The sequence below is a fragment of the Lysobacter sp. OAE881 genome, from assembly GCF_040546665.1.
Classification (GTDB): domain Bacteria; phylum Pseudomonadota; class Gammaproteobacteria; order Xanthomonadales; family Xanthomonadaceae; genus Lysobacter_J; species Lysobacter_J soli.
Genome location: NZ_JBEPOG010000001.1, coordinates 1,979,657 through 1,999,339, shown reverse-complemented (window position 1 = coordinate 1,999,339; position 19,683 = coordinate 1,979,657). Strand labels below are relative to the sequence as shown.

General features: G+C 67.2%; 21 protein-coding genes. 8 read left to right on the top strand and 13 right to left on the bottom strand.

Annotated features, from left to right (window positions below; genetic code table 11):
- The first annotated feature begins 162 nt into the window (after nucleotides 1-162).
- The gene (locus ABIE51_RS09280; RefSeq protein WP_115840993.1) at nucleotides 163-564 is read left to right on the top strand and encodes a c-type cytochrome; all 402 of its coding nucleotides are present in this window, start codon (nucleotides 163-165) and stop codon (nucleotides 562-564) included.
- An 8-nt stretch (nucleotides 565-572) separates the two neighbouring features.
- A complete protein-coding gene (locus ABIE51_RS09275) occupies nucleotides 573-1,028 on the top strand; it encodes a c-type cytochrome (RefSeq protein ID WP_115840525.1) in 456 nt (151 codons plus the stop codon).
- A gap of 169 nt (nucleotides 1,029-1,197) precedes the next feature.
- Here the strand turns inward: ABIE51_RS09275 and ABIE51_RS09270 are convergent, their stop codons facing one another.
- The 12 genes from ABIE51_RS09270 to ABIE51_RS09215 form a co-directional block, all read right to left on the bottom strand.
- On the bottom strand, nucleotides 1,198-1,914 hold the full coding sequence (locus ABIE51_RS09270) for a YiaD family glycine zipper/OmpA-like lipoprotein (protein ID WP_157029975.1): 717 nt from the start codon (nucleotides 1,912-1,914) through the stop codon (nucleotides 1,198-1,200).
- Between the two features lie 104 nt (nucleotides 1,915-2,018).
- Nucleotides 2,019-3,437 carry a WS/DGAT/MGAT family O-acyltransferase gene (locus ABIE51_RS09265; RefSeq protein ID WP_354503906.1) on the bottom strand — a complete coding sequence of 473 codons (1,419 nt, stop codon included), beginning with the start codon at nucleotides 3,435-3,437 and terminating at the stop codon, nucleotides 2,019-2,021.
- Nucleotides 3,438-3,549: 112 nt separating this feature from the next.
- Nucleotides 3,550-4,986: a cryptochrome/photolyase family protein gene (locus ABIE51_RS09260; RefSeq protein WP_192630496.1), complete on the bottom strand. Its 1,437-nt coding sequence runs from the start codon at nucleotides 4,984-4,986 to the stop codon at nucleotides 3,550-3,552.
- Between the two features lie 77 nt (nucleotides 4,987-5,063).
- Entirely contained in the window at nucleotides 5,064-6,176 is a 1,113-nt protein-coding gene (alr, locus tag ABIE51_RS09255) for an alanine racemase (protein WP_192630495.1), read from the bottom strand.
- A 173-nt stretch (nucleotides 6,177-6,349) separates the two neighbouring features.
- Complete coding sequence (locus ABIE51_RS09250) at nucleotides 6,350-6,691, bottom strand: glycine zipper 2TM domain-containing protein (protein WP_192630494.1); 342 nt, start codon at nucleotides 6,689-6,691, stop codon at nucleotides 6,350-6,352.
- 71 nt (nucleotides 6,692-6,762) lie between these two features.
- Nucleotides 6,763-6,993, bottom strand: a complete 231-nt coding sequence (locus ABIE51_RS09245; RefSeq protein WP_354503903.1) for a KTSC domain-containing protein — start codon at nucleotides 6,991-6,993, stop codon at nucleotides 6,763-6,765.
- Nucleotides 6,994-7,065: 72 nt separating this feature from the next.
- Nucleotides 7,066-8,478 (bottom strand): replicative DNA helicase, encoded by a 1,413-nt coding sequence (locus ABIE51_RS09240; RefSeq protein ID WP_115840532.1) that lies wholly within the window; start codon nucleotides 8,476-8,478, stop codon nucleotides 7,066-7,068.
- A 195-nt stretch (nucleotides 8,479-8,673) separates the two neighbouring features.
- Nucleotides 8,674-8,982 carry a hypothetical protein gene (locus tag ABIE51_RS09235; protein ID WP_115840533.1) on the bottom strand — a complete coding sequence of 103 codons (309 nt, stop codon included), beginning with the start codon at nucleotides 8,980-8,982 and terminating at the stop codon, nucleotides 8,674-8,676.
- Nucleotides 8,983-9,148: 166 nt separating this feature from the next.
- Nucleotides 9,149-9,601, bottom strand: a complete 453-nt coding sequence (gene rplI, locus ABIE51_RS09230; protein WP_115840534.1) for a 50S ribosomal protein L9 — start codon at nucleotides 9,599-9,601, stop codon at nucleotides 9,149-9,151.
- 151 nt (nucleotides 9,602-9,752) lie between these two features.
- Nucleotides 9,753-9,983: a 30S ribosomal protein S18 gene (gene rpsR, locus ABIE51_RS09225; RefSeq protein ID WP_031372470.1), complete on the bottom strand. Its 231-nt coding sequence runs from the start codon at nucleotides 9,981-9,983 to the stop codon at nucleotides 9,753-9,755.
- A 23-nt stretch (nucleotides 9,984-10,006) separates the two neighbouring features.
- Nucleotides 10,007-10,429, bottom strand: coding sequence for a 30S ribosomal protein S6 (gene rpsF / locus ABIE51_RS09220; protein WP_115840535.1), 423 nt, complete (start codon nucleotides 10,427-10,429; stop codon nucleotides 10,007-10,009).
- A 259-nt stretch (nucleotides 10,430-10,688) separates the two neighbouring features.
- On the bottom strand, nucleotides 10,689-12,494 hold the full coding sequence (locus tag ABIE51_RS09215; protein WP_192630492.1) for a DUF885 domain-containing protein: 1,806 nt from the start codon (nucleotides 12,492-12,494) through the stop codon (nucleotides 10,689-10,691).
- Between the two features lie 136 nt (nucleotides 12,495-12,630).
- Here ABIE51_RS09215 and xth point away from each other — a divergent pair, with 136 nt between their 5' ends.
- The 5 genes from xth (at nucleotide 12,631) to ABIE51_RS09190 (ending at nucleotide 18,214) form a co-directional block, all read left to right on the top strand.
- Nucleotides 12,631-13,557: an exodeoxyribonuclease III gene (gene xth / locus ABIE51_RS09210; RefSeq protein ID WP_354503901.1), complete on the top strand. Its 927-nt coding sequence runs from the start codon at nucleotides 12,631-12,633 to the stop codon at nucleotides 13,555-13,557.
- An 81-nt stretch (nucleotides 13,558-13,638) separates the two neighbouring features.
- Nucleotides 13,639-14,220, top strand: a complete 582-nt coding sequence (locus ABIE51_RS09205; RefSeq protein ID WP_192630490.1) for a BON domain-containing protein — start codon at nucleotides 13,639-13,641, stop codon at nucleotides 14,218-14,220.
- A gap of 220 nt (nucleotides 14,221-14,440) precedes the next feature.
- On the top strand, nucleotides 14,441-16,306 hold the full coding sequence (locus tag ABIE51_RS09200) for an ABC transporter ATP-binding protein (RefSeq protein ID WP_192630489.1): 1,866 nt from the start codon (nucleotides 14,441-14,443) through the stop codon (nucleotides 16,304-16,306).
- Nucleotides 16,307-16,376: 70 nt separating this feature from the next.
- Nucleotides 16,377-17,573 (top strand): PQQ-dependent sugar dehydrogenase, encoded by a 1,197-nt coding sequence (locus ABIE51_RS09195; RefSeq protein WP_192630488.1) that lies wholly within the window; start codon nucleotides 16,377-16,379, stop codon nucleotides 17,571-17,573.
- A 206-nt stretch (nucleotides 17,574-17,779) separates the two neighbouring features.
- Complete coding sequence (locus tag ABIE51_RS09190) at nucleotides 17,780-18,214, top strand: nuclear transport factor 2 family protein (RefSeq protein ID WP_192630487.1); 435 nt, start codon at nucleotides 17,780-17,782, stop codon at nucleotides 18,212-18,214.
- Between the two features lie 3 nt (nucleotides 18,215-18,217).
- Here the strand turns inward: ABIE51_RS09190 and ABIE51_RS09185 are convergent, their stop codons facing one another.
- Nucleotides 18,218-18,766: a DUF488 domain-containing protein gene (locus tag ABIE51_RS09185; RefSeq protein WP_354503898.1), complete on the bottom strand. Its 549-nt coding sequence runs from the start codon at nucleotides 18,764-18,766 to the stop codon at nucleotides 18,218-18,220.
- Between the two features lie 106 nt (nucleotides 18,767-18,872).
- On the opposite strand from ABIE51_RS09185, the gene ABIE51_RS09180 reads away from it, so the two are divergent.
- Nucleotides 18,873-19,682, top strand: coding sequence for a ferredoxin--NADP reductase (locus tag ABIE51_RS09180; protein ID WP_115840543.1), 810 nt, complete (start codon nucleotides 18,873-18,875; stop codon nucleotides 19,680-19,682).
- Nucleotide 19,683 lies beyond the last annotated feature (1 nt).

The window sequence follows — 19,683 nt, the reverse complement described above, 5'->3', positions numbered from 1 at the left end:
CGCCGGTACGCAAGAACCATCGATGCAAAAAGGGGCGGCTTCGTTGCAATCCGAACCATGGCTATACTTGCCGACTCTTGCGCGGCCGCCTTAATGGGGAGGTGCCACGCAGCCAGCACTAGAACCTTTCGCTAGCCATTCGAGATTGCGGACTACGACATGATGCGACCGCTGATGATCGCCGCCTGCTTCCTGCTGACCGCCACCGCATTCAGCGCGTCGGCACAGGACGCCCAGGCTCCCGCCGCCCCGGCCGCTGCTCCTGCAGCCGCGACCCCGACGGCACCGGCTCCGACGGCTCCTGCCCAGCTCAAGGGCGATGCCGCCCGCGGCAAACAGCTCACCTACACCTGCCAGGGCTGCCACGGCGTCACCGGCTACAAGAATGCGTATCCGAACTACCACGTGCCGCGCATCGGCGGGCAGTCGGAGGTCTACCTGACCAACGCGTTGACCGAATACAAGAAGGGCACGCGCAAGCACCCGACGATGCAGGCCCAGGCGCAGAGCTTCTCGGACCAGGACATCGCCGACATCGCCGCCTTCCTTTCGACCGTGAAGTGAGCAGATCCATGACGAACCCGGCCTTGACCAACAAGTTCCTCGCCATCGCCCTGCTCGCCTCCATCGCGCTCGCCGGCTGCTCCGGTGGCGACACGCCGGCCGAGCATTCGGCCGCCGATCGCGCCGAAGGCCACACCTCGTCGTCCGCGGGCCTGCCGGCCGGCCACATCGCCGCGGGCGAGAAGCTGGCGCAGACCAAGGGCAAGGCCACGGGCCAGTCGTGCTTCGACTGCCACGGCGCCGAAGGCAACGCGCCGATCGACGAGACCTACCCGAAGCTCGCCGGCCAGTACTACGACTACATCGCGCACTCGCTGCAGGCGTATCGCGACGGCGACCGCGACCATCCGCTGATGTCGAGCCAGGCGAAGGACCTGACCGACCAGCAGATCGCCGACCTCGCTGCCTACTTCGGTTCGCGCAAGGGTTCGCTGCAGGACCTGCACGGCATGCACCACGACTGATCGCGTCCTCGCGACCGGTACGGACAAGGCCCGCGCAAGCGGGCCTTTTTGTTTGCGTCTGAATCGCGCCCGGTGTCGAACTGCATTGCGTGCCGAGCTGGATCCGTCGCCGGAAAAAAGAAACGGGCCGCATGGGCGGCCCGTTTCTTCGTGCATGCCGTGGTGGCGATCAGGACTCGATCGGCACCAGCGTGATCTCGACGCGGCGGTTCTGCGCGCGGCCGGCTTCGGTGTCGTTGCTGGCGATCGGACGGCTCTTGCCGGCGCCGACGACGATGAAGCGCTCGCGGTTGAGGCCGCGGCTCTGCAGGTAGCTCGACACGGTGTTGGCGCGTTGCTCGGACAGCTTCTGGTTGTAGGCATCGCTGCCGACGCTGTCGGTGTGGCCGGCGACTTCGATCACCGTCTGGTTGTACTCCTGCAGCGTGCGCGCGACGTTGTCGAGCACCGGGTAAAACTCGGGCTTCAGGTTCGACTTGTCGAAGTCGAAGGTGATGCCGCTGGGCATGTTGAGCGTGATGTTGTTGCCCTGGCGGACGACGTCCACGCCGGTGCCGGCGGTCTGCTGGCGCAGCGCGGCTTCCTGGCGGTCCTGATAGTTGCCGATGGCCGCACCGGCAAGGCCACCGACGCCCGCGCCAACGAGCGCGCGCTGGCGACGTTCGGTCGCATCATCGCCACTGAGCAGGCCCGCGGCGACGCCGGCCAGCGCGCCGATGATCGCGCCCTTGCCCGTCTTGCTCATGCCCTGCTGCTGGCCCTGCTGCTGCGGTTGCTGCTGCTGCGGATACGGCTGGCCGTAGTAGTTGCCGCCGCCGGTGGCGCAACCGGCGAGCAGCGCGGTGGTGACGACGGCCACACACGCGGCCTTGACGAAATTCTTCATGGAGTGGTCCTTGCTGGAAGACTGGCTTTTAAGCCGGGAGATCGATGAACGCGCACAAGCTAACCGCGTTCACGTCTCGCGCAAGTGATCGTCCAGTCCGATGTTCAGTCGGCGGCAGGGATCAGCGCCCGTGCCGCATCCGCATCGAGGCGCACGTCCCAGTTTCCCATCAGCGCCAGGTACAGCAGTTTGTCGAACTCCGCCCCGAAGCGGCGGATCACCGCATCGGGATCGGGGATCAGGCGACCATCGGAGATCAATCCGAAGTGCACGCGGCCGTTGTAGCTGAGGATCGAGATGCCGATGCCGATCGAACCGGTCTGCGGCACCCAGAACATCATCTCGCGCAGCATGCAGCCGGCCAGGTACAGCGGCTGTTGCGGACCGGGCACGTTGGTCGCCACGGCGGTCGCCTTGCGACTGAACAGTTCCAGCGCCAATCCCTGCACCGACGCGGGCGCCATGCCGAGTGCGGCAAGCAAGCCATAGGCGACGATGGCCTGACGCGAGCGCTTCAGGTCTTCCATGCACTGGGCGACGCGTTCCAGGCGCCGGATCGGATTGTCGTCGCCGACCGGAAGATCGAGGAACACCAGGCCGAAGTGATTCCCGAGCTTGCGCGCATGTTCGAGCGGCCGCAGGTTCACCGGTACCGTCGCACGTAGCGTGAGTCCGTCGACGTGGTCGCCGCGCTCGATCATGTAGCTGCGCAGCGCGCCAGCGGCGGTCGCCATCAGCACGTCGTTGACGGTGCAGTCGCAGGCGCGGCCGACGGCCTTCACTTCCTCCAGGTCCAGCGGTTCGGCCCATGCGACGCGCTTGCTGGTGCCGAGGCGCCCGCGCAGCATCGACGGCGGGTCATCGGACAGCGACAACGCGTGCAGCAGTTCGCGCGCGATCTCCCCGCCCTCCTTCGCCAGCACCGCGGCGAGCGAGGGGTCGCGGTACATCTCCAGTCCCTTCTCCACGACCTTGCTGCCCAGCTGCACGTAACGATCGACGGCGCCGACACGACGCGCGACGCCCGCGTGCTCCTTCTTGAGCCAGGTGCGCGGCAGTTCGCTTCCGTCTCCCTCGTCGGGTTGCGTGTCGGTCAGCGACAACAGCACCTGCACCAGCGCGATGCCATCGGCGTAGCTGTGGTGGATGCGAGCGACCAGCGCCGAGCCGCCGCCGTCGAAACGTTCGACCAGGTGGAACTGCCACAGCGGTCGATCGTGGCTTAGCGGCGAGGACGCAAGCTGGCTGACGAAGCGCTCCAGCGCGCGCTTGTCGGCTCGACCGGGCAAGGCGGCGTGCTGCACGTGCCAGTCGAGGTTGAAGTTCAGGTCGTTTTCCCACTGCGCGCCGGCCGGCATGACCACGGCCTTCTGGCGGAATCGCCGATAGGAAAGGAAGCGCTGCTTGACCACGCGCTTGAGGCGTTCCAGCGACATCGGTTCGGCGAACATCAGCACGCCGGTGATCATCATCGGGTTGGTCGGCCGCTCCATGCGCAGCCACGCCGTGTCGACCCGCGACATCGGTTCGCGGCGACCGCGCCGGCGTGCTCCAGTCCGTGTCGCCATGGCCGTCGGCTCTCCCGTGCGTGACGGGCCGAGTGAATCACGCCCTCGCGAGCAGCGTCAACGCGGCTCAGCCGCGCAGCTTGCGGTACGCCGCCAGCGCCGAATCGCGCCCGGCGCCCATGTCGACCAGCGGCTGCGGCGGATAGTCGGGCGCCACACGGCGCAGGGCCTGCGGGTCCTGCCAGGGCGAGAAGCGCAGCGGTACCGGCAACCCGGCGAGCTCCGGCACCCAGCGCGCGATATAGCGCCCGTCGGGATCGAACTTCGTCGCCTGCAGCACGGGATTGAACACGCGGAAGTACGGCGCCGCATCCGCCCCCGTGCCGGCGACCCACTGCCAGCCGAGCGTGTTGTTCGCGAGGTCCGCATCGACCAGCGTGTCCCAGAACCAGCGCGCTCCGTGGCGCCAGTGGTAGCGCAGGTGCTTGGTCAGGAAGCTCGCGACGATCATGCGCACGCGGTTGTGCATCCACCCGGTGTGCCATAGCTCGCGCATGCCGGCATCGACGATCGGCACGCCGGTACGTCCCTGCTGCCAGTCGGCCAGCTGCGCCTGCGACAGCTTCGACCACGCGAAGTCATTGAAGCGCTCGTCGAAATTGCGATCCGGCGTTTCCGGGAAGTGATGCAGCAGGTGATGCGCGAACTCGCGCCATCCCAGTTCCCGTAGGAACGAATCGATGTCCGCGCCGTTGGCGGCCGTGCGTTCGCGTTCCAGCACCGACGCCACGCGCCACGGCGCGATCTCGCCGAAATGCAGGTGCGGCGAAAGGCGCGACGTGCCGATGCGGTCGGGCCGGTCGCGCTGGTCGCGATACCCGCGCAGCGCGCCGTCGACGAAGGCGTCCAGCGCCGCGTACGCGCCCGCCTCGCCGGGCGTCCATTCGTCCCAGAAGGTGCGATCCCAGCCGAGCTTTGGTGCGAGCTTGAGCGCCTCCAGCGGGACGCCCGCAGGCCCTTCGTCGCTGTCGGGCAGGTGCTGCGGCGCATCGATGCACAGGCCGAGCTGCCACTGCGCCAGCAGCGTCTTCCAGTACGGCGTGAACACCTTGAACGGCAGGCCCTGCTTGTTCCGCACCGTCCAAGGTTCGAACAGCAGCGCAGCATTGAAGCTCTCCACGCGGACGCCCTGCTGGCGCAGCGTGGTCTTGATGTTCGCGTCGCGGCGTTCGTAGGCCGGCTCGTATCGGCGGTTCCAGAAGACCGCTTCGGCACCGGTGGTGGCGATCAGCGACTGCAGCGTCGCCAGGCTCGGCCCGAAGAAATGGCGCAGGTGCGAGCCGCGCTTGCGCAGCGCGGCGTCGAGCGCGGCCAACGAACGGTGGCGCCACGCGTCCGAGGCCCCACCTGGCGTCCAGTCGCCGCCTTCATCGGGCGCGTGGATGTAGACCGGGATCGGCACGTAGCCGTTGTCGAGCGCCGCCTGCAGCGCCGGGTTGTCGTCCAGGCGCAGGTCGTTGCGGAACCACACCAGCGCAAGCGCGTTGGATTCGCCAGCGGACATCGGCCACCCGGGACAATGGAACGGAATCGTTCCGCAAGTATGCCCAAGGCGCGCAACGGCGCGTCGATGCGCCTGGGTCAGCCGCCGCGGTATTCGCGCGGAATGCGGTCGTTGAGGCCGACCAGGATCTCGTAGGGAATCGTGCCGGCGAGCGTCGCGACGTCCTCGGCGCGGATCGCGTCCCCGCCCTGCTCGCCGATCAGCACGACGTCGTCCTCGTTGAACGCGCTGTCGCCGCCGATGTCGACCATGAACTGGTCCATGCACACGCGCCCGACGATGGGATACCGGTGCCCGCGGATCAGCACCGAGCCGCGCGACGACAGCGAACGCGGGAAGCCGTCGCCGTAGCCGATCGGTACCGTTACCACGCGCGTGTCGTGGTCGGACCGCCACGTCGCGCCATAGCTCACCGGATTGCCCGCCTTCACCACCTTGAAGTACACGACCTGCGAGCGCAGCGACATCGCCGGCTTCACGTCGATGGTGCGTTGCGAGGCGGGATCGGGCAGCACGCCGTACAGCACGATGCCGGGGCGGACCATGTCCAACCACGTCTCCGGGAAATGCAGCACGCCGCCCGAATTGGCCAGATGCCGCAGCGGCATCGGCGCGCCCAGGCGTTCGATGTGCGCGCAGGCGTCATGGAAGCGCTCGACCTGCTTGCCCGTCATGTCCGACGACGGGTCGTCCGAGCACGCCAGGTGCGAATAGATGCCCTTCAGCACGCACCACTTCGACGCCACCGCTGCTTCGACGAACGATTTCGACGAATAGCTGTGGACGCCGATGCGCTCCATGCCGGTGTCGATCTTCAGGTGGATCACGGCGTTGCGGCCCATCGCCTCGGCGGCGGCTTCCACCTGCCGCAGCTTGTCGAGCGAGGACACGGTGATCTCCAGGTCGTGCGCGATGAACTGGGCCACCTGCGGACCGAAGATGCCGCCGAGCACCAGCACCGGCGCGGTGATGCCGGCGCGGCGCAGCGCGATGCCTTCCTCGACGAACGCGACGCCCAGTTGCTCCACGCCCTGCGCCTGCAGATGCAACGCCACCGGCACCAGCCCGTGGCCGTAGGCGTTCGCCTTCACGATGCCCATGACGGGCACGCCGACGTGCGCGCGGATGGCGCGGAGGTTGTGCGAAAGGTTATCGAGATCGACCGTGATGCGAGTCGGACGCTCGCTCACGGCGGGAGGCATGCCAGGCGTGGAGTGCACTGCGTGTCCGGTGCGGGGGCTCGGACTCGCATTCTAGCGAGGGACGGAGCTGCTCAACTCGGCTCGAGCCCCTCTCCCGCATGCGGGAGAGGGGTTGGGGTGAGGGCTGGAACGATGATGCTCGGGCCTCGATTCACGGCGCCTCAATCGCACCGCCGCTCGATCACCGTCTCGGTCTTCTTCTGCTGGTTGTCCTGGATCTTGCGGCCCGCGAACGCACCGCCGACGGCGCCTGCCGCCGTGGCGATCTTCTTGCCGCTGCCGCCGCCGACCTGGTTGCCCAGCAGGCCGCCGACGAGACCGCCGGCGACGGTGCCGGTGATCTTGTGCTCGTCCTTCACTTCCTTGGGCTTCTGCACTTCCACGTCGTAGCAGTGCTTGCCCTTCGTGGACGAACTGCCCGACTGCCATGCCATCGCGGGCCCGGCGAGCGCGAAGGCAGCGACCGACGCGATGAGGATGCGGGAGACAGGGGAACGACGCATGACGGCTCTCCTATGGCGACCGCATTCACGCTGCGCCGGACGCCGTTACGGGGGCGTCAATCCGCGCCGGTTCACCGCCTGCGCGTTCGCAGGGCTTCATCTTCGTCCACGTGTTCGTAGTCGAAGCCCGCGTTGCGGATGTGTTCCGCGAAAAACTGCCCGTGAGAATCGGCGGCCATGAGGCCGGCGTGCAGATGCGGCGGAACGTCGAAGTAGCGGTAGATTTCGCCGCTGGTGAACTCGACCTCGAGCACGCGCCGGTCGGCGTCGTAGCCGACGCTCGTCATGGCTTCCGATTCCACGCGTACCCGTTCCATCGCAGCGGACGTTACCGCTGCGCGCGTTAGATCGACGTCGATGCGGCGCGGCAGGAGTTATTCGAAGCTGCCGACCGAATCGTGCGACAGGTTGTCGAAACGCGTGTACTCGCCGAAGAACTTGAGCTTGATCGAGCCGGTCGGGCCCGAACGCTGCTTGCCGATGATGACTTCGGCCAGTCCCTTGTCCGGCGAATTCTCCTTGTTGTAGTAGTCGTCGCGGTAAATGAACATGATCATGTCCGCGTCCTGCTCGATGGCGCCCGATTCGCGAAGGTCGGCCATCACCGGGCGCTTGTCGGTACGTGTTTCCAGCGAGCGGTTGAGCTGGGACAGCGCGATCACCGGCACCTGCAGTTCCTTCGCCAGGCCCTTGAGCGAACGCGAGATCTCGGAGATTTCCGTCGCGCGGTTCTCGCTGTTGCCCGGCACCGACATCAGCTGCAGGTAGTCGATGACGATCAGCCCCAGGCCGTGTTCGCGCTTGAGGCGGCGTGCCTTGGCCGACAGTTTCACCGGCGACAGGCCGGGCTCGTCGTCGATGAAGATCTTCACTTCGCGCAGCTGGCGGATCGCGCCGGTAACGCGGCTCCAGTCCTCGTCTTCCAGCTGGCCGGTACGCAGGCGCTGCGCGTTGACGCGGCCGACCGAGGAGATCAGGCGCATCGCCAGCTGCGAGGCCGACATTTCCATCGAGAACACCGCCACCGGCAGCTTGCTGCGGAAGGCGGCGGTCTCGGCCATGTTCAGCGCGAGCGTCGTCTTGCCCATCGCGGGACGCGCGGCAAGGATGATCAGGTCGGTCTTCTGCAGGCCGGCCGTCATCATGTCCAGCTCGGTGTAGCCGGTCGACAGGCCGGTCACGCCGCTGCCGTTGGTGTAGCGCGTCTGCAGCGTGTCGAAGGCTTCAGACAACGCCTTGGTGACCGGCGTGAAGTCGGTCTTTCCGTTGGTGTTGGCCTGCGCGATCGCCAGCACCTGGCGCTCGGCTTCCTCGAGGATTTCGGCCGAGTCGCGACCGTCCGGCTGGAAGCCGTCGTTGACGATGCCGGTGCCCACGTCGATGAGCTGGCGCAGGATCGCCTTGTCGCGGACGATCTCGGCGTAGGCGGCGATGTTGGCGGCGGATGGCGTGTTGGTCGCCAGTTCGATCAGGTACGCGCCACCGGCGACCTGCTCGCTCAGGCCCTGCGATTCGAACCATTCGCCGAGCGTGACGGCGTCGAACGGCCGGTTCTTCTCGGCCAGTTCGCTGATGGCGCGGAAGATCAGCTGGTGATCCCGGCGATAGAAATCCTGATCGCTGAGCTGGTCGGCGATGCGGTCCCAGGAATCAGGCGCGAGCATGAGGCCGCCGAGCACGGCCTGTTCGGCTTCGATCGACTGGGGCGGCACGCGCAACTGGTCCATGCGCTGCTCGTTGCGCGTCTCGAACCGTTTTTCCCTGCGAAAACCAGGTCGTGCGCTCATGCCCTCAGTCACCTTTTCCGTGCGCCGTCGCGCCGGCCGTGTCGTTATCGCGGGTCGGGCATCGTAGACGCGGAACGTGTCGGGGCGTTGCAGATAAGTCTGTGGATATCGCGTGGATACTCATGCCGGGCATGGAGCCACGGCCTTGTCGCAGCAGGTGCGACGCCCGCCACGCGACGGGCGGTTGGATCGACGTCAGCCGACGGTCGCAATTCCGGCGCGGCTGCGCATCCCGGGCGAGATGACCGACAGCAGGTCGTCCAGCGCCTCGTCTCGCCAGCGGCCGATGCGCCGCGGCTGCAGCGCACCGGCGATGTGCTGGTCGATCAGGCGGGCGATGATCGGGAATACCGTGTCGGCGTCGGCTTCGCAGGCGTCGCGAAGGCTGGCGGCGATGAGGTCGGCGAAGGAGAGCGGCGCCGACGGGAGCGTGCAGTCCTGCAACGAAGCCAGGGTGAGCTCGAGCGACGGGTCGAGCGCGGGAAGGTCGAGGCGCTGGTCCATGGCGGCGGCGATATCGGGAGAAGTGCCGCGACTGTGTCACGCACTATCCCGACGCCCTATCGGATTAATCCGAAAACGCCTGCCACCCTTCCTACGCGGAAGTTCGACGCAAAAAGAAAGGGCGCCCGGAGGCGCCCTTTCCTTCAAGCTCGCGCGGTGACCGCGATCAGGCGACTTCGCCGACCACGATGACCTTGACGGTGGCTTCGATGTCGGCGTGCAGGTGCACGACGATTTCGTACTCGCCGGTGCGACGCAGCGGGCCTTCGCCCAGCACGACTTCCGACTTCTCGACCTTGTGGCCGTGCTTGGTCAGCGCATCGGCGATGTCGCGCGGCGTGATCGAGCCGTACAGCTTGCCTTCGGTCGAGGCGTTCGCGGTGATGGTCACCTCGACGCCTTCCAGCGCGGCCTTGCGGCCTTCGGCGCCTTCCAGGGCGGCCTTGGCCTTGGCTTCGTACTCGGCGCGGCGCGCTTCGAACTCGGCCAGGTTGGCGGCGGTCGCCGGGGCGGCCTTGCCGTACGGGATCAGGTAGTTGCGGCCGAAGCCCGGCTTGACGTTGACCTTGTCGCCGAGCTTGCCGAGGTTCTGCACGTTCTGCAGGAGGATCAGTTGCATGGTGTTGCTCCGTATTCGTTAGCGAGCCGGGGGCCCGCAGCGGGTTGCGCTGTCCGAAGACCGCGGCGTCTTTCCCTCACCCCTGCCCTCTCCCGCACGCGGGAGAGGGGGACAAGGTGTTTCCTCCCTCGCGGGAGGAAACGACGTCGCCTTAGGCGTTGTGGTTGTCGGTGTACGGGATCAGGGCCAGGAAACGGGCGCGCTTGACGGCCGTTGCCAGCTGGCGCTGGTACTTCGACTTGGTACCGGTCACGCGGCTCGGCACGATCTTGCCGGTCTCGGTGAGGTACTGGCGCAGGGTGTTGAGATCCTTGTAGTCGATCTCCTTCACACCCTCGGCGGTGAACTTGCAGAACTTGCGGCGACGGAAGAACTTGGACATGAGTGTGTGCTCCTAGGGCGTGATCAGGCGGCTTCGGCGTTGTCGTCGGAAGACTCGTCGGCCGTGCCGACGCCTTCCTCGTCACGGCGGCGACGCTCGCCACGCTCGGGCTTGTCGCCCTTCTCGTCCTTGTACTTCATGATCAGCGACTGCTCGGTGTCGGCTTCGTCGCGCTTGATCACCAGGTGGCGCAGGACGGCGTCGTTGAAACGGAAACCGTCGACCAGCTCGTTCAGGACGTTCTGGGTGCACTCGATGTTGAGCAGCACGTAGTGGGCCTTGACCAGGTTCTCGATCGGGTAGGCCAGCTGGCGACGACCCCAGTCTTCCAGACGGTGGATCTTGCCTTCGCCGCCTTCGATCAGGCCCTTGTAGCGCTCGACCATGGCCGGCACCTGCTCGCTCTGGTCCGGATGGACCAGGAACACGACTTCGTAATGACGCATTGTGTGATTCCTTGTGGATGATGGCCGCGGGCGTTCCCACGTCCGGATCAGCCCCCCGGCACCCGAACTGGGCGCGGTGGAGCAAGGTCTCCCGCCGGCCGGGGCCGTGGGAGCCGGAAAGTATGGCGGATCAAAGGGTTGAAGGCAAACGGGCGGCTACTTGCCCGGGCGGCCACTACCGCCGTCCCTGGCGGGACGCATCGGGCCTCGGAGAGCCCTGCCCCGCCATCCGTGGCCGGGCGGTCGCAGCCGCGCGAACCTACGGTTCGCGGGCGCGCCGGCTCATCCAGTCGTCGATATGCGCCTCCAGCGCCTCCAGCGGGACCGAGCCCGTCTCCAGCACGGCGTCGTTGAACTCGCGCAGGTCGAATTTCGGGCCCAGCTGCTTCGAGGCCTTCTCACGCAGCTCGGAGATCTTCAGCTGGCCGATCTTGTAGGCGAGCGCCTGGCCCGGCCACCCGATGTAGCGGTCGATCTCGTTGACCACGTCCTGACGGGTCTTGGGCGAGTTGTCCATGAAGAAGGCGATGGCCTGATCGCGACTCCAGCCCTTGCTATGCATGCCGGTGTCCACGACCAGCCGCACGGCGCGCCACATGTCGTAGGCGAGCTGGCCCATCCGGTCGTACGGGTCGTCGTACAGCCCCATGTCGTAGCCCAGACGCTCCGCGTACAGGCCCCAGCCCTCGCCGTAGGCGACGAAGTACCCGACGCGGCGGAACATCGGCACGTCCGGCAGTTCCATGCCGCGCGCGAACTGGAAGTGGTGCCCCGGCACGGCCTCGTGCAGCGACAGCGGCATCATTTCCCACTTCGGCCGCACTTCCGGCTTGTAGAGGTTCACGTAGTAGAAGCCCGCCCGCGTGCCATCGACGGCGCCGGGCTGGTAATACGCGGTGGTGGTGTCGGGCGCGATGTTGTCCGGGATCGGCCGCACGCCGTACGGCAGGCGCGGAATGGTCTTGAAGACCTTCACCAGCTCCGGATCGATGCGCTTGGAGATCGCCTGGTAGGCGGTGAACAGCTCCTGCGGCGTCTTGTAGAAGAACTTCGGGTCGGTGCGCAGGTGTTCGAAGAACTCCGGCAGCGTGCCCTTGAAGCCGACTTCGGCCTTGATCTTCTCCATCTCCGCGCGGATGCGCGCGACTTCCTTCAGGCCGATCTGGTGGATCTGGTCGGCCGACAGGTCCGTCGTGGTGAAGTAGCGCGCCACGAAGTCGTAATAGGCCTTGCCGTCGGGCAGATCGACCGCGGCGATCGACGTGCGCGTCCTGGGCAGATAGTCGTCCTTGAAGAACGTCGCGAACTGGCGGTACGCCGGCACGATGTCCTTCGCGATGACCTGCTTCGCCTCGGCCTGCAATGCGGCGCGATCGGCCGGCGCGACGGCGTCGGGGAACTTCGCGAACGGCTTGTAGAATGGGCTCTTGGCCGGATCGTCGACCAGCTGCGACTGGATCTGCGCCGGCACGCGCTCCATCAGCACGCGCGGCGGCGTGTTGCCGCTGGCGGCGCCTTCGCGCAGCAGGGCCTGGTTCTGCTCGATCAGCTTCGGCAACGCACGCATGCGGGCGAGCCAGTCGCGGTAGTCCTTCACCGTGGCGAACGGCAGTACCTCGGCGATGCCTTCGGCGGTCTGCACGCCGCCGCTGAGGCCGATCGGCTGCAGGTATTCGCGGTACTTCTGGCGTTCGACGGCCTTCTCCAGGCTCCACGCGAACACGTCGTAGCTGAGGCGGTCGTCTTCGGCCAGCGCGTTGCGGTCGATCGCCTTCAGCCGCTGTAACGCCTTGCGATCGCCTTCCATGCGCTGCTCGATCGCCGGCAGGCTCATGTCGGTCCACCGGTCGTTGTAGCGCTTGTCGCCGCGCCAGCTCGCTTCTTCCGGGTTCTCGCGCATGCCGCGCTCCCACTCCTCGTCGAACAGCGCGTGCAGCGCCTTCGCTGCGGGAGACTGGGCGGAAGCGGTCGGCGCGGCGCGCGTCGTGGATGGCGCCTGTGCGAAAACGGGCGAAGCGGACAGGCAGGCGGCGACGGCCGCGGCGAGCAGTGCGTGTCGAAGCATGGGCAATCCCCCGGAAGATCGTTGGCCGAGTCTAGCCGCCCTCGCCCGCCAAGGTTTGATGCGGGCTGCCGGGAACCGCGCCTTCACGACAGGCCGGCTAGCGTGCAACGCGTCCTCATCGACGGCGGCATCGCACGTGAAAATCGCCACCTTCAACATAAACGGCGTGAACACGCGCTTGCCCGCGCTGCTGGAGTGGCTGCGCCGCGAGCAGCCCGACGTCGCCTGCCTGCAGGAACTGAAGGCGCCCGAGGAGGCCTTCCCCGCGCAGGCCATCGCCGAGGCCGGTTACGGCGCGATCTGGCACGGGCAGAAGTCCTGGAACGGCGTGGCGATCCTCGCGCGCGACGCCGAACCGGTGGAGATCGGCCGCGGCCTGCCGGGCGATCCGGACGACGTGCAGAGCCGCTACATCGAAGCGGCCGTCGGCGGCATCGTCGTGGTCTGCCTGTACCTGCCCAACGGCAATCCGCAGCCAGGACCGAAGTTCGACTACAAGCTCGCGTGGATGGACCGCCTCCACCAGCGCGCGCAGCACTGGTTCGACAGCGGCCAGCCGGTGGTGATGGCCGGCGACTACAACGTCGTGCCCACCGACGAGGACATCTACAACCCCAAGTCCTGGCGCAAGGACGCGCTGCTGCAGCCCGAAAGCCGCGAACGCTACCAGCGCCTGCTCGACCAGGGATGGACCGACGCGGTGCGACACGTGTTCGGCGAGGAGCGCGTGTACACGTTCTGGGACTACTTCCGCCAGCACTGGGAACGTAACGCCGGCCTGCGCATCGACCACCTGCTGCTCAACGCCGAACTGCTCCCGCGCCTGCGCGCGGCCGGCGTGGATCGCTGGGTGCGTGGCCAGGTAAAACCCAGCGACCACGCGCCGACGTGGATCGAACTGGGGCCGGCGAAAGCGGCGAAGAAGGCCGGCAGCAAGTCGACTAAGAAATCTGCGAAGAAGACCGCAAAGAAGGCGACGAAGAAAGCCGTGAAGAAGGTCGCGAAAAAAGCGACGAAGAAGGCCACGCCGCTGTCGAAGCGGACGCGACGCGCAACCGGATGAAACGAAGCGATTACGACGCGTTGCCGCCGCGCTAACCCGCTCCTTCGCAGCATCGGTCCATCGAACACGACAGGAGCGATCATGGCCAGGCATCCGGACGACAAGCATCGACAGGAGCTCTACCGCGGCATGCCGTCGGTGACGAACCGCTCCTGGGGCACGCCAAAGCAGGACGACGGCTTCGGCTATCCGGGCCAGGGCGGCTACGGCGAATCGCGGCCGGACGCAAAAAGCAGCGCTAATGCGGAGCGGACGGGCGGTCATCGCGGGCGCGGGCCGCGCAACATCCTGCGTTCGGACGAACGCATCGCCGACGACCTCATCGAACGCCTCACGCGCGATGAGGAGATCGATGCGAGCGAGATTCTCGTCGCCGTCGAGGCCGGCTCGGTGACGCTGACGGGGGAGGTGCCCGAGCGTCGCATGAAGCATCTGGCGGAAAACCTCGCCGCCGAGGTGCAGGGCGTCCGTGAAGTCCACAACCGCATCCACGTCGACAAGGGCGCGCGTTCGTTCGGGCCGCCTGGCCACGCCGTGCGCAGCGGCTACGACCAGCAGGGCAGCGGCTTCTCCAGTTCCGAATTCGACAACTGGGACGACAGCAACGACGACGCGCACGACGAGAACCGTCGGGCGCCGATGCGTCGGCCTCGGGAGCACTGAGGGCCCAAACACCGAGGGCTTGAATAAGCCAGCGCCTGAAATGCCGTCATTCCCCCGAAGGCGGGAATCCATCGGTCCGACGCATCACCCTTCGGCCAGCGTGCCGTCGCGTGGAGATGGATCCCCGCCTTCGCGGGGATGACACCTCAAACCCGCGAAATCCTTGCGCCCTGGAACGCACTGACATCGCCCCTGCACGCCCCCGGTGCACAATCGCCGCATGAGCGATCCCCACGCGGCCGCACCCGCCCCTCGTCCCAGCCTTCGCGAGCGTTTCGATGCGCTCCGCAACCTGCCACCGTTCCTGCGGATGGTGTGGTCCACCAGTCCCCTGCTCTCGCTGATGACCATCGGCCTGCGCGTCGTGCGTGCGCTCCTGCCGGTCGCCACGCTGTACGTGGGCAAGCTGATCATCGACGAAGCCGTGCGCCTGGTCGCCGCGGGCAACGGGTTCGACACGCTCGGTAGCGCGTGGCACAGCGGCCAGCTCGATACGTTGCTTTCGCTGCTCGCGCTGGAATTCGCGCTGGCCATCGGTTCGGACCTGCTCGGCCGGCTGGTGAGCTACGGCGACGCGCTGCTGTCGGAGATGTTCACCAACGCCACCAGCGTGCGCCTGATGGAACATGCGGCGACGCTGGACCTGGAGGATTTCGAAGACCCCGACCTGCAGGACAAGCTCGACCGCGCGCGCCGCCAGACGATGGGCCGCATGAACCTGATGAGCCAGCTCTTCGGCCAGGTGCAGGACGCGATCACAGTGGTGAGTTTCGCCGCGGGCCTGCTGGTGTACGCGCCGTGGCTTATCGTGTTGCTGGCGGTCGCCCTGGTGCCGGCGTTCGTCGGCGAGGCGCATTTCAACGCGCTCGGCTACTCGCTCAATTTCGCCTGGACGCCCGAGCGCCGCCAGCTGGAATACGTCAAGCAGATGGGCGCCAGCGTGGACACCGCGAAGGAGGTGAAGATCTTCAACCTCCACCGGTTCCTGATCGCCCGTTATCGCGAACTGGCCGACGCGCTGTTCCACGCGAACCGCGCGCTGGCGCGGCGGCGCGCGATGTGGGGCGCGCTTCTGGCCGCGCTCGGCACGCTCGGCTACTACGTCGCCTACGGCTACATCGCGTGGCGCACCGTGCGCGGCGAGTTCAGCATCGGCGACCTCACCTTCCTCGCCGGCAGCTTCCTGCGTCTGCGCCAGTTGCTGGAAGGTCTGCTCGTCGGCTTCTCGCAGGTCGCCGGGCAGGCGCTGTATCTCGACGACCTGTTCTCCTTCTTCGAAATCCAGCCGGAAATCGCATCGCCCGCCAACGCGGCGGCGGTCCCGCGGCCGATCGCACGCGGCTTCACCTTCGAGAACGTGGGCTTCCGTTATCCCGACGCCGACAAGTGGGCGCTGCGTGGGCTCGACTTCGAACTGCGCGCCGGCGAAGTGCTTGCGCTGGTCGGCGAAAACGGCGCCGGCAAGACCACGCTGGTGAAGCTGCTCGCGCGGCTCTACGACCCCGACGAGGGCCGCATCCTGCTCGACGGCCGCGACCTTCGCGACTACGACCTGGACGACCTGCGCGGCAACGTCGGCGTGATCTTCCAGGACTTCGTGCGCTACCACCTCACCGCCGGCGAGAACATCGGCGTGGGCCGTATCGACGCGATGGACGACGCCGACCGCATCCGCGACGCCGCACGTCGCGCCATGGCCGACGAGATGATCGAGCGCCTGCCCAACCGCTACGACCAGCTGATCGGCCGGCGTTTCAAGACCGGCGTGGACCTATCCGGCGGCCAGTGGCAGAAGCTCGCCATCGCCCGCGCCTACATGCGCGACGCGCAGGTGATGATCCTCGACGAACCGACGGCGGCGCTCGACGCGCGCGCCGAATTCGAGGTGTTCCAGCGTTTCAAGGAACTCTCGCACGGGAAAACGGCGGTGCTGATCTCCCATCGCTTCAGCAGCGTGCGGATGGCCGATCGCATCCTCGTGCTGGCCGACGGTCGCCTGGAGGCCAGCGGCACGCACGAACAGCTGCTAGCGCAGGGCGGCCGCTACGCGGAATTGTTCGAGTTGCAGGCGGCCGGTTATCGTTGAGCCCGACGCGCCGGCACTTACGCCACAACCGGCAACACCCCACGCACGACCGGACAGGAGCCCTGCCCCCATGCGCCACGCCTTGCACTGCACCACGCTCGCCCTCGCCCTCTCGATGAGCCTCGTCGCCTGCCAGGCGCGCCAGGGCGAGGACGCCGCACCGGCCAAGGCCGCGACCGCCGCTCCCGAGGCGTTGCCGACGCAGACGGTGACGAGCCAGAGCGGTCCGGTGACCGTCACCACGATCGCCAGCGGCCTGGAGCATCCGTGGAGCGTCGCGCTGCTGCCCGATGGCGGCTTCCTCGTCACCGAACGCCCGGGCCGCCTGCGCCATGTGTCGGCGGACGGTGCGGTGTCGGCGCCGATCACCGGTGTCCCGCAGGTCTGGGCCGAGGGCCAGGGCGGCCTGCTCGACGTCGTGCTCGCGCCGGATTTCGCCACGTCGAAGAAGATCTTCCTCAGCTATGCCGAACCGGGTCCGGACGGCAGCGCCGGCACGGCCGTCTCGACCGCGACGCTCGGCGACGGCGCGCTGTCGGACGTGAAGCTGTTCTATCGCCAGGAGCCCAAGCTCGTCGGCCCGAACCACTTCGGTTCGCGCATCGCCTTCGACGGCAAGGGCCACGTGTTCATTACGCAGGGCGAGCGAAACGACCGCCCGACGTCCCAGAAGCTCGACATGCTGCAGGGCAAGCTCGTGCGCCTGAATCTCGACGGCAGCGTGCCGGCCGACAACCCGTTCGTGGGCCGCAAGGACGCGCGTCCGGAGATCTGGAGCTACGGCCATCGCAACATGCAGTCGCTGGCGACCGATCCGCGCACCGGCACCGTCTGGGAAGCCGAGCACGGCCCGAAGGGCGGCGACGAAATCAACATCCCGCAGCCGGGCAAGAACTACGGCTGGCCGATCATCACCCACGGCATCAACTACTCGGGCCTGAAGATCCCCGAAGCCGTCGGCAAGGAAGCGCCGGGCATGGAGCAGCCGTACCACGTGTGGGAAATCTCGCCCGGCCTGTCGGGCATGGCCTTCCTCACGGCGCAGCCGGCATCGAAGTGGAACGACAGCCTGTTCCTCGGCGCGCTCGCCGACGGCAGCCTGATCCGCCTGTCGCTCGACGGCGACAAGATCACCGGCGAGGAGCGCCTGCTGAAGGACGTGGGCGCGCGCATCCGCGACGTGCGCGTGGGCAGCGACGGCAAGGTGTACGTGCTGACCGACGAAACGGACGGCAAGCTGCTGCGACTGGATCCGCCGAAGGGCTGAGCCGGGACGGCCATCCCGGCGAACGCCGGGACCCGGGCGCGCAACGTGCGGGCACTGCGATCGCAAAACCGTGTGTCGTCATTCCCGCGAAGGCAGGAGTCGAATCGTGAACGCGTCACGCCGTCCAAGGCGTGACGCGTCGGAACGATGGATCCCCGCCTTCGCGGGGATGACGACCAGAAACAGATGATTCCCCAAGAACACCCATGATCCGGACGATCCTCCTCACCCTGCTCCTGCTCGTCTCCTCGCCCACGTTCGCCGTCGAAAGCGAGACCGAACTGCTCGCGATGGACGCGACCTGGAACGAGCTGCGCATGAAGCCGGACGTGGCCGGCCTCGACCGCATCCTGGCCGACGACTGGATGCTCACCCACTCCGACGGCCGCGTGCAGTACAAGGCCGATTACCTGGACGAACTGCGCACCAGCGCGCGTCGCAACTCCGGCATCGGCAACGAGGACGTCCGCGCGCGCCGCTACGGCGACACGGTCGTGGTCACCGGCACCAGCGTGCAGTCGGGCGTCAGCAATGGCGTGCCGTGGAATGGCCGCTTCCGTTTCACGCGCGTGTGGGTGCAGCGCGATGGCGCGTGGAAGATGATCGCCTCGCATTCCTCGCGCATCGCCGAAGCGAAGTAACGCTCAGAACAGGTCGCCCTGCGGCGCCGCCGCGCTGACCGCGGCGTAATCCAGCCGTCCATCCACGATCCGCGCTGCCTTCGTGTACGGGTGTTCTTCCATGCGGTTGGGGGCGATCAGGTGCACGACGGTCCAGCCGCGCGACTTCAGGTCGTCGCTGATGAGGCTGCGGTGGCACTGCGTCCAGTAGGCCTCCGCGCACATCACGGCGGTGCGGCGCGTGGCGGCGATCGCCTCGAGCCGATCGCGCGCCTCGCGGTAGTCCTCGGTCGCCATGTAATCCGCATAGCCGCGAAAGGACGCGTTGCGCCACGCGGTGTTGGGCGAATCCTTGCGCGGATTGCGCCGGCCGCCCAGTTCGACCATCGGGATGTAGTCGATGCCGGCTTCGGCCAGCCCGCCGGCCATCGTCGCGGCGGCGAACTGCGGATGGCGACGCGACGCCGGATAGCGCCGGACGTCGGCCACCGCCTCGACACCCGCCTGCATCAGCAGGCTGAGGAATTGCGGCCATTCGCGCGTGGAATGGCCCACGGTCCAGATCGTTCGCATGGGCCGGAGCATAGTCGGCGCCATGTCGCCCAGATGAGAATCAATATCAAGTGAAGGCGTCTGGGCTACAATGGCCGCGCTTCCCCCACTCGCCCCAGACACCCCGATGTCCTCCGCTTTTGGCACCGAGACGGTGCTGGATGTCCGTCACTGGACGGACGATTACTTCAGCTTCACCACCACGCGCGACGACGGCTTCCGTTTCGAGAACGGCCAGTTCGTGATGATCGGCCTCCAGGTCGAACAGCCCGACGGCTCGCACAAGCCGCTGCTGCGCGCGTATTCCATCGCGAGCGCGAACTGGGAAGAGCAGCTGGAGTTCTTCAGCATCAAGGTGCCCAACGGCCCGCTGACCTCGCGCCTGAAGTCGATCAAGCCCGGCGACGAGGTGCTGATCGGCCGCAAGCCCACCGGCACGCTTTTAATCCACGACCTGCACGTGGGCCGCAATCTCTACCTTCTGGGCACCGGCACGGGCCTGGCGCCGTGGCTGGCGGTGATCAAGGATCCGGAAACCTACGAGCGTTTCGACAACGTCATCCTGACCCACGGCGTCCGCAGCGCGCAGGACCTCGCGTATCGCGACTACTTCGTCAACGAACTGCCGCGACACGAGTTCCTCGGCGAGCAGATCGCCGCGAAGCTGAAGTACTACCCGGCAGTGACGCGCGAGGCGTTCGACTTCGACGGTCGTGACCAGCGCGGCCGCCTCACCGAGCTGTTCGACAGCGGCCGGATGATGGAACACCTCGGCCTGCCCGCGCTGGATCCGGAGCACGACCGCGCGATGATCTGCGGCAGCCCGCAGATGCTGGCCGACTTCCGCGACATCCTCGATCGCCGAGGTTTCACCGCCGCGCCGCGCATCGGCACGCCGGGGCAGTACGTGTTCGAGCGGGCGTTCGTCGAGAAGTAGG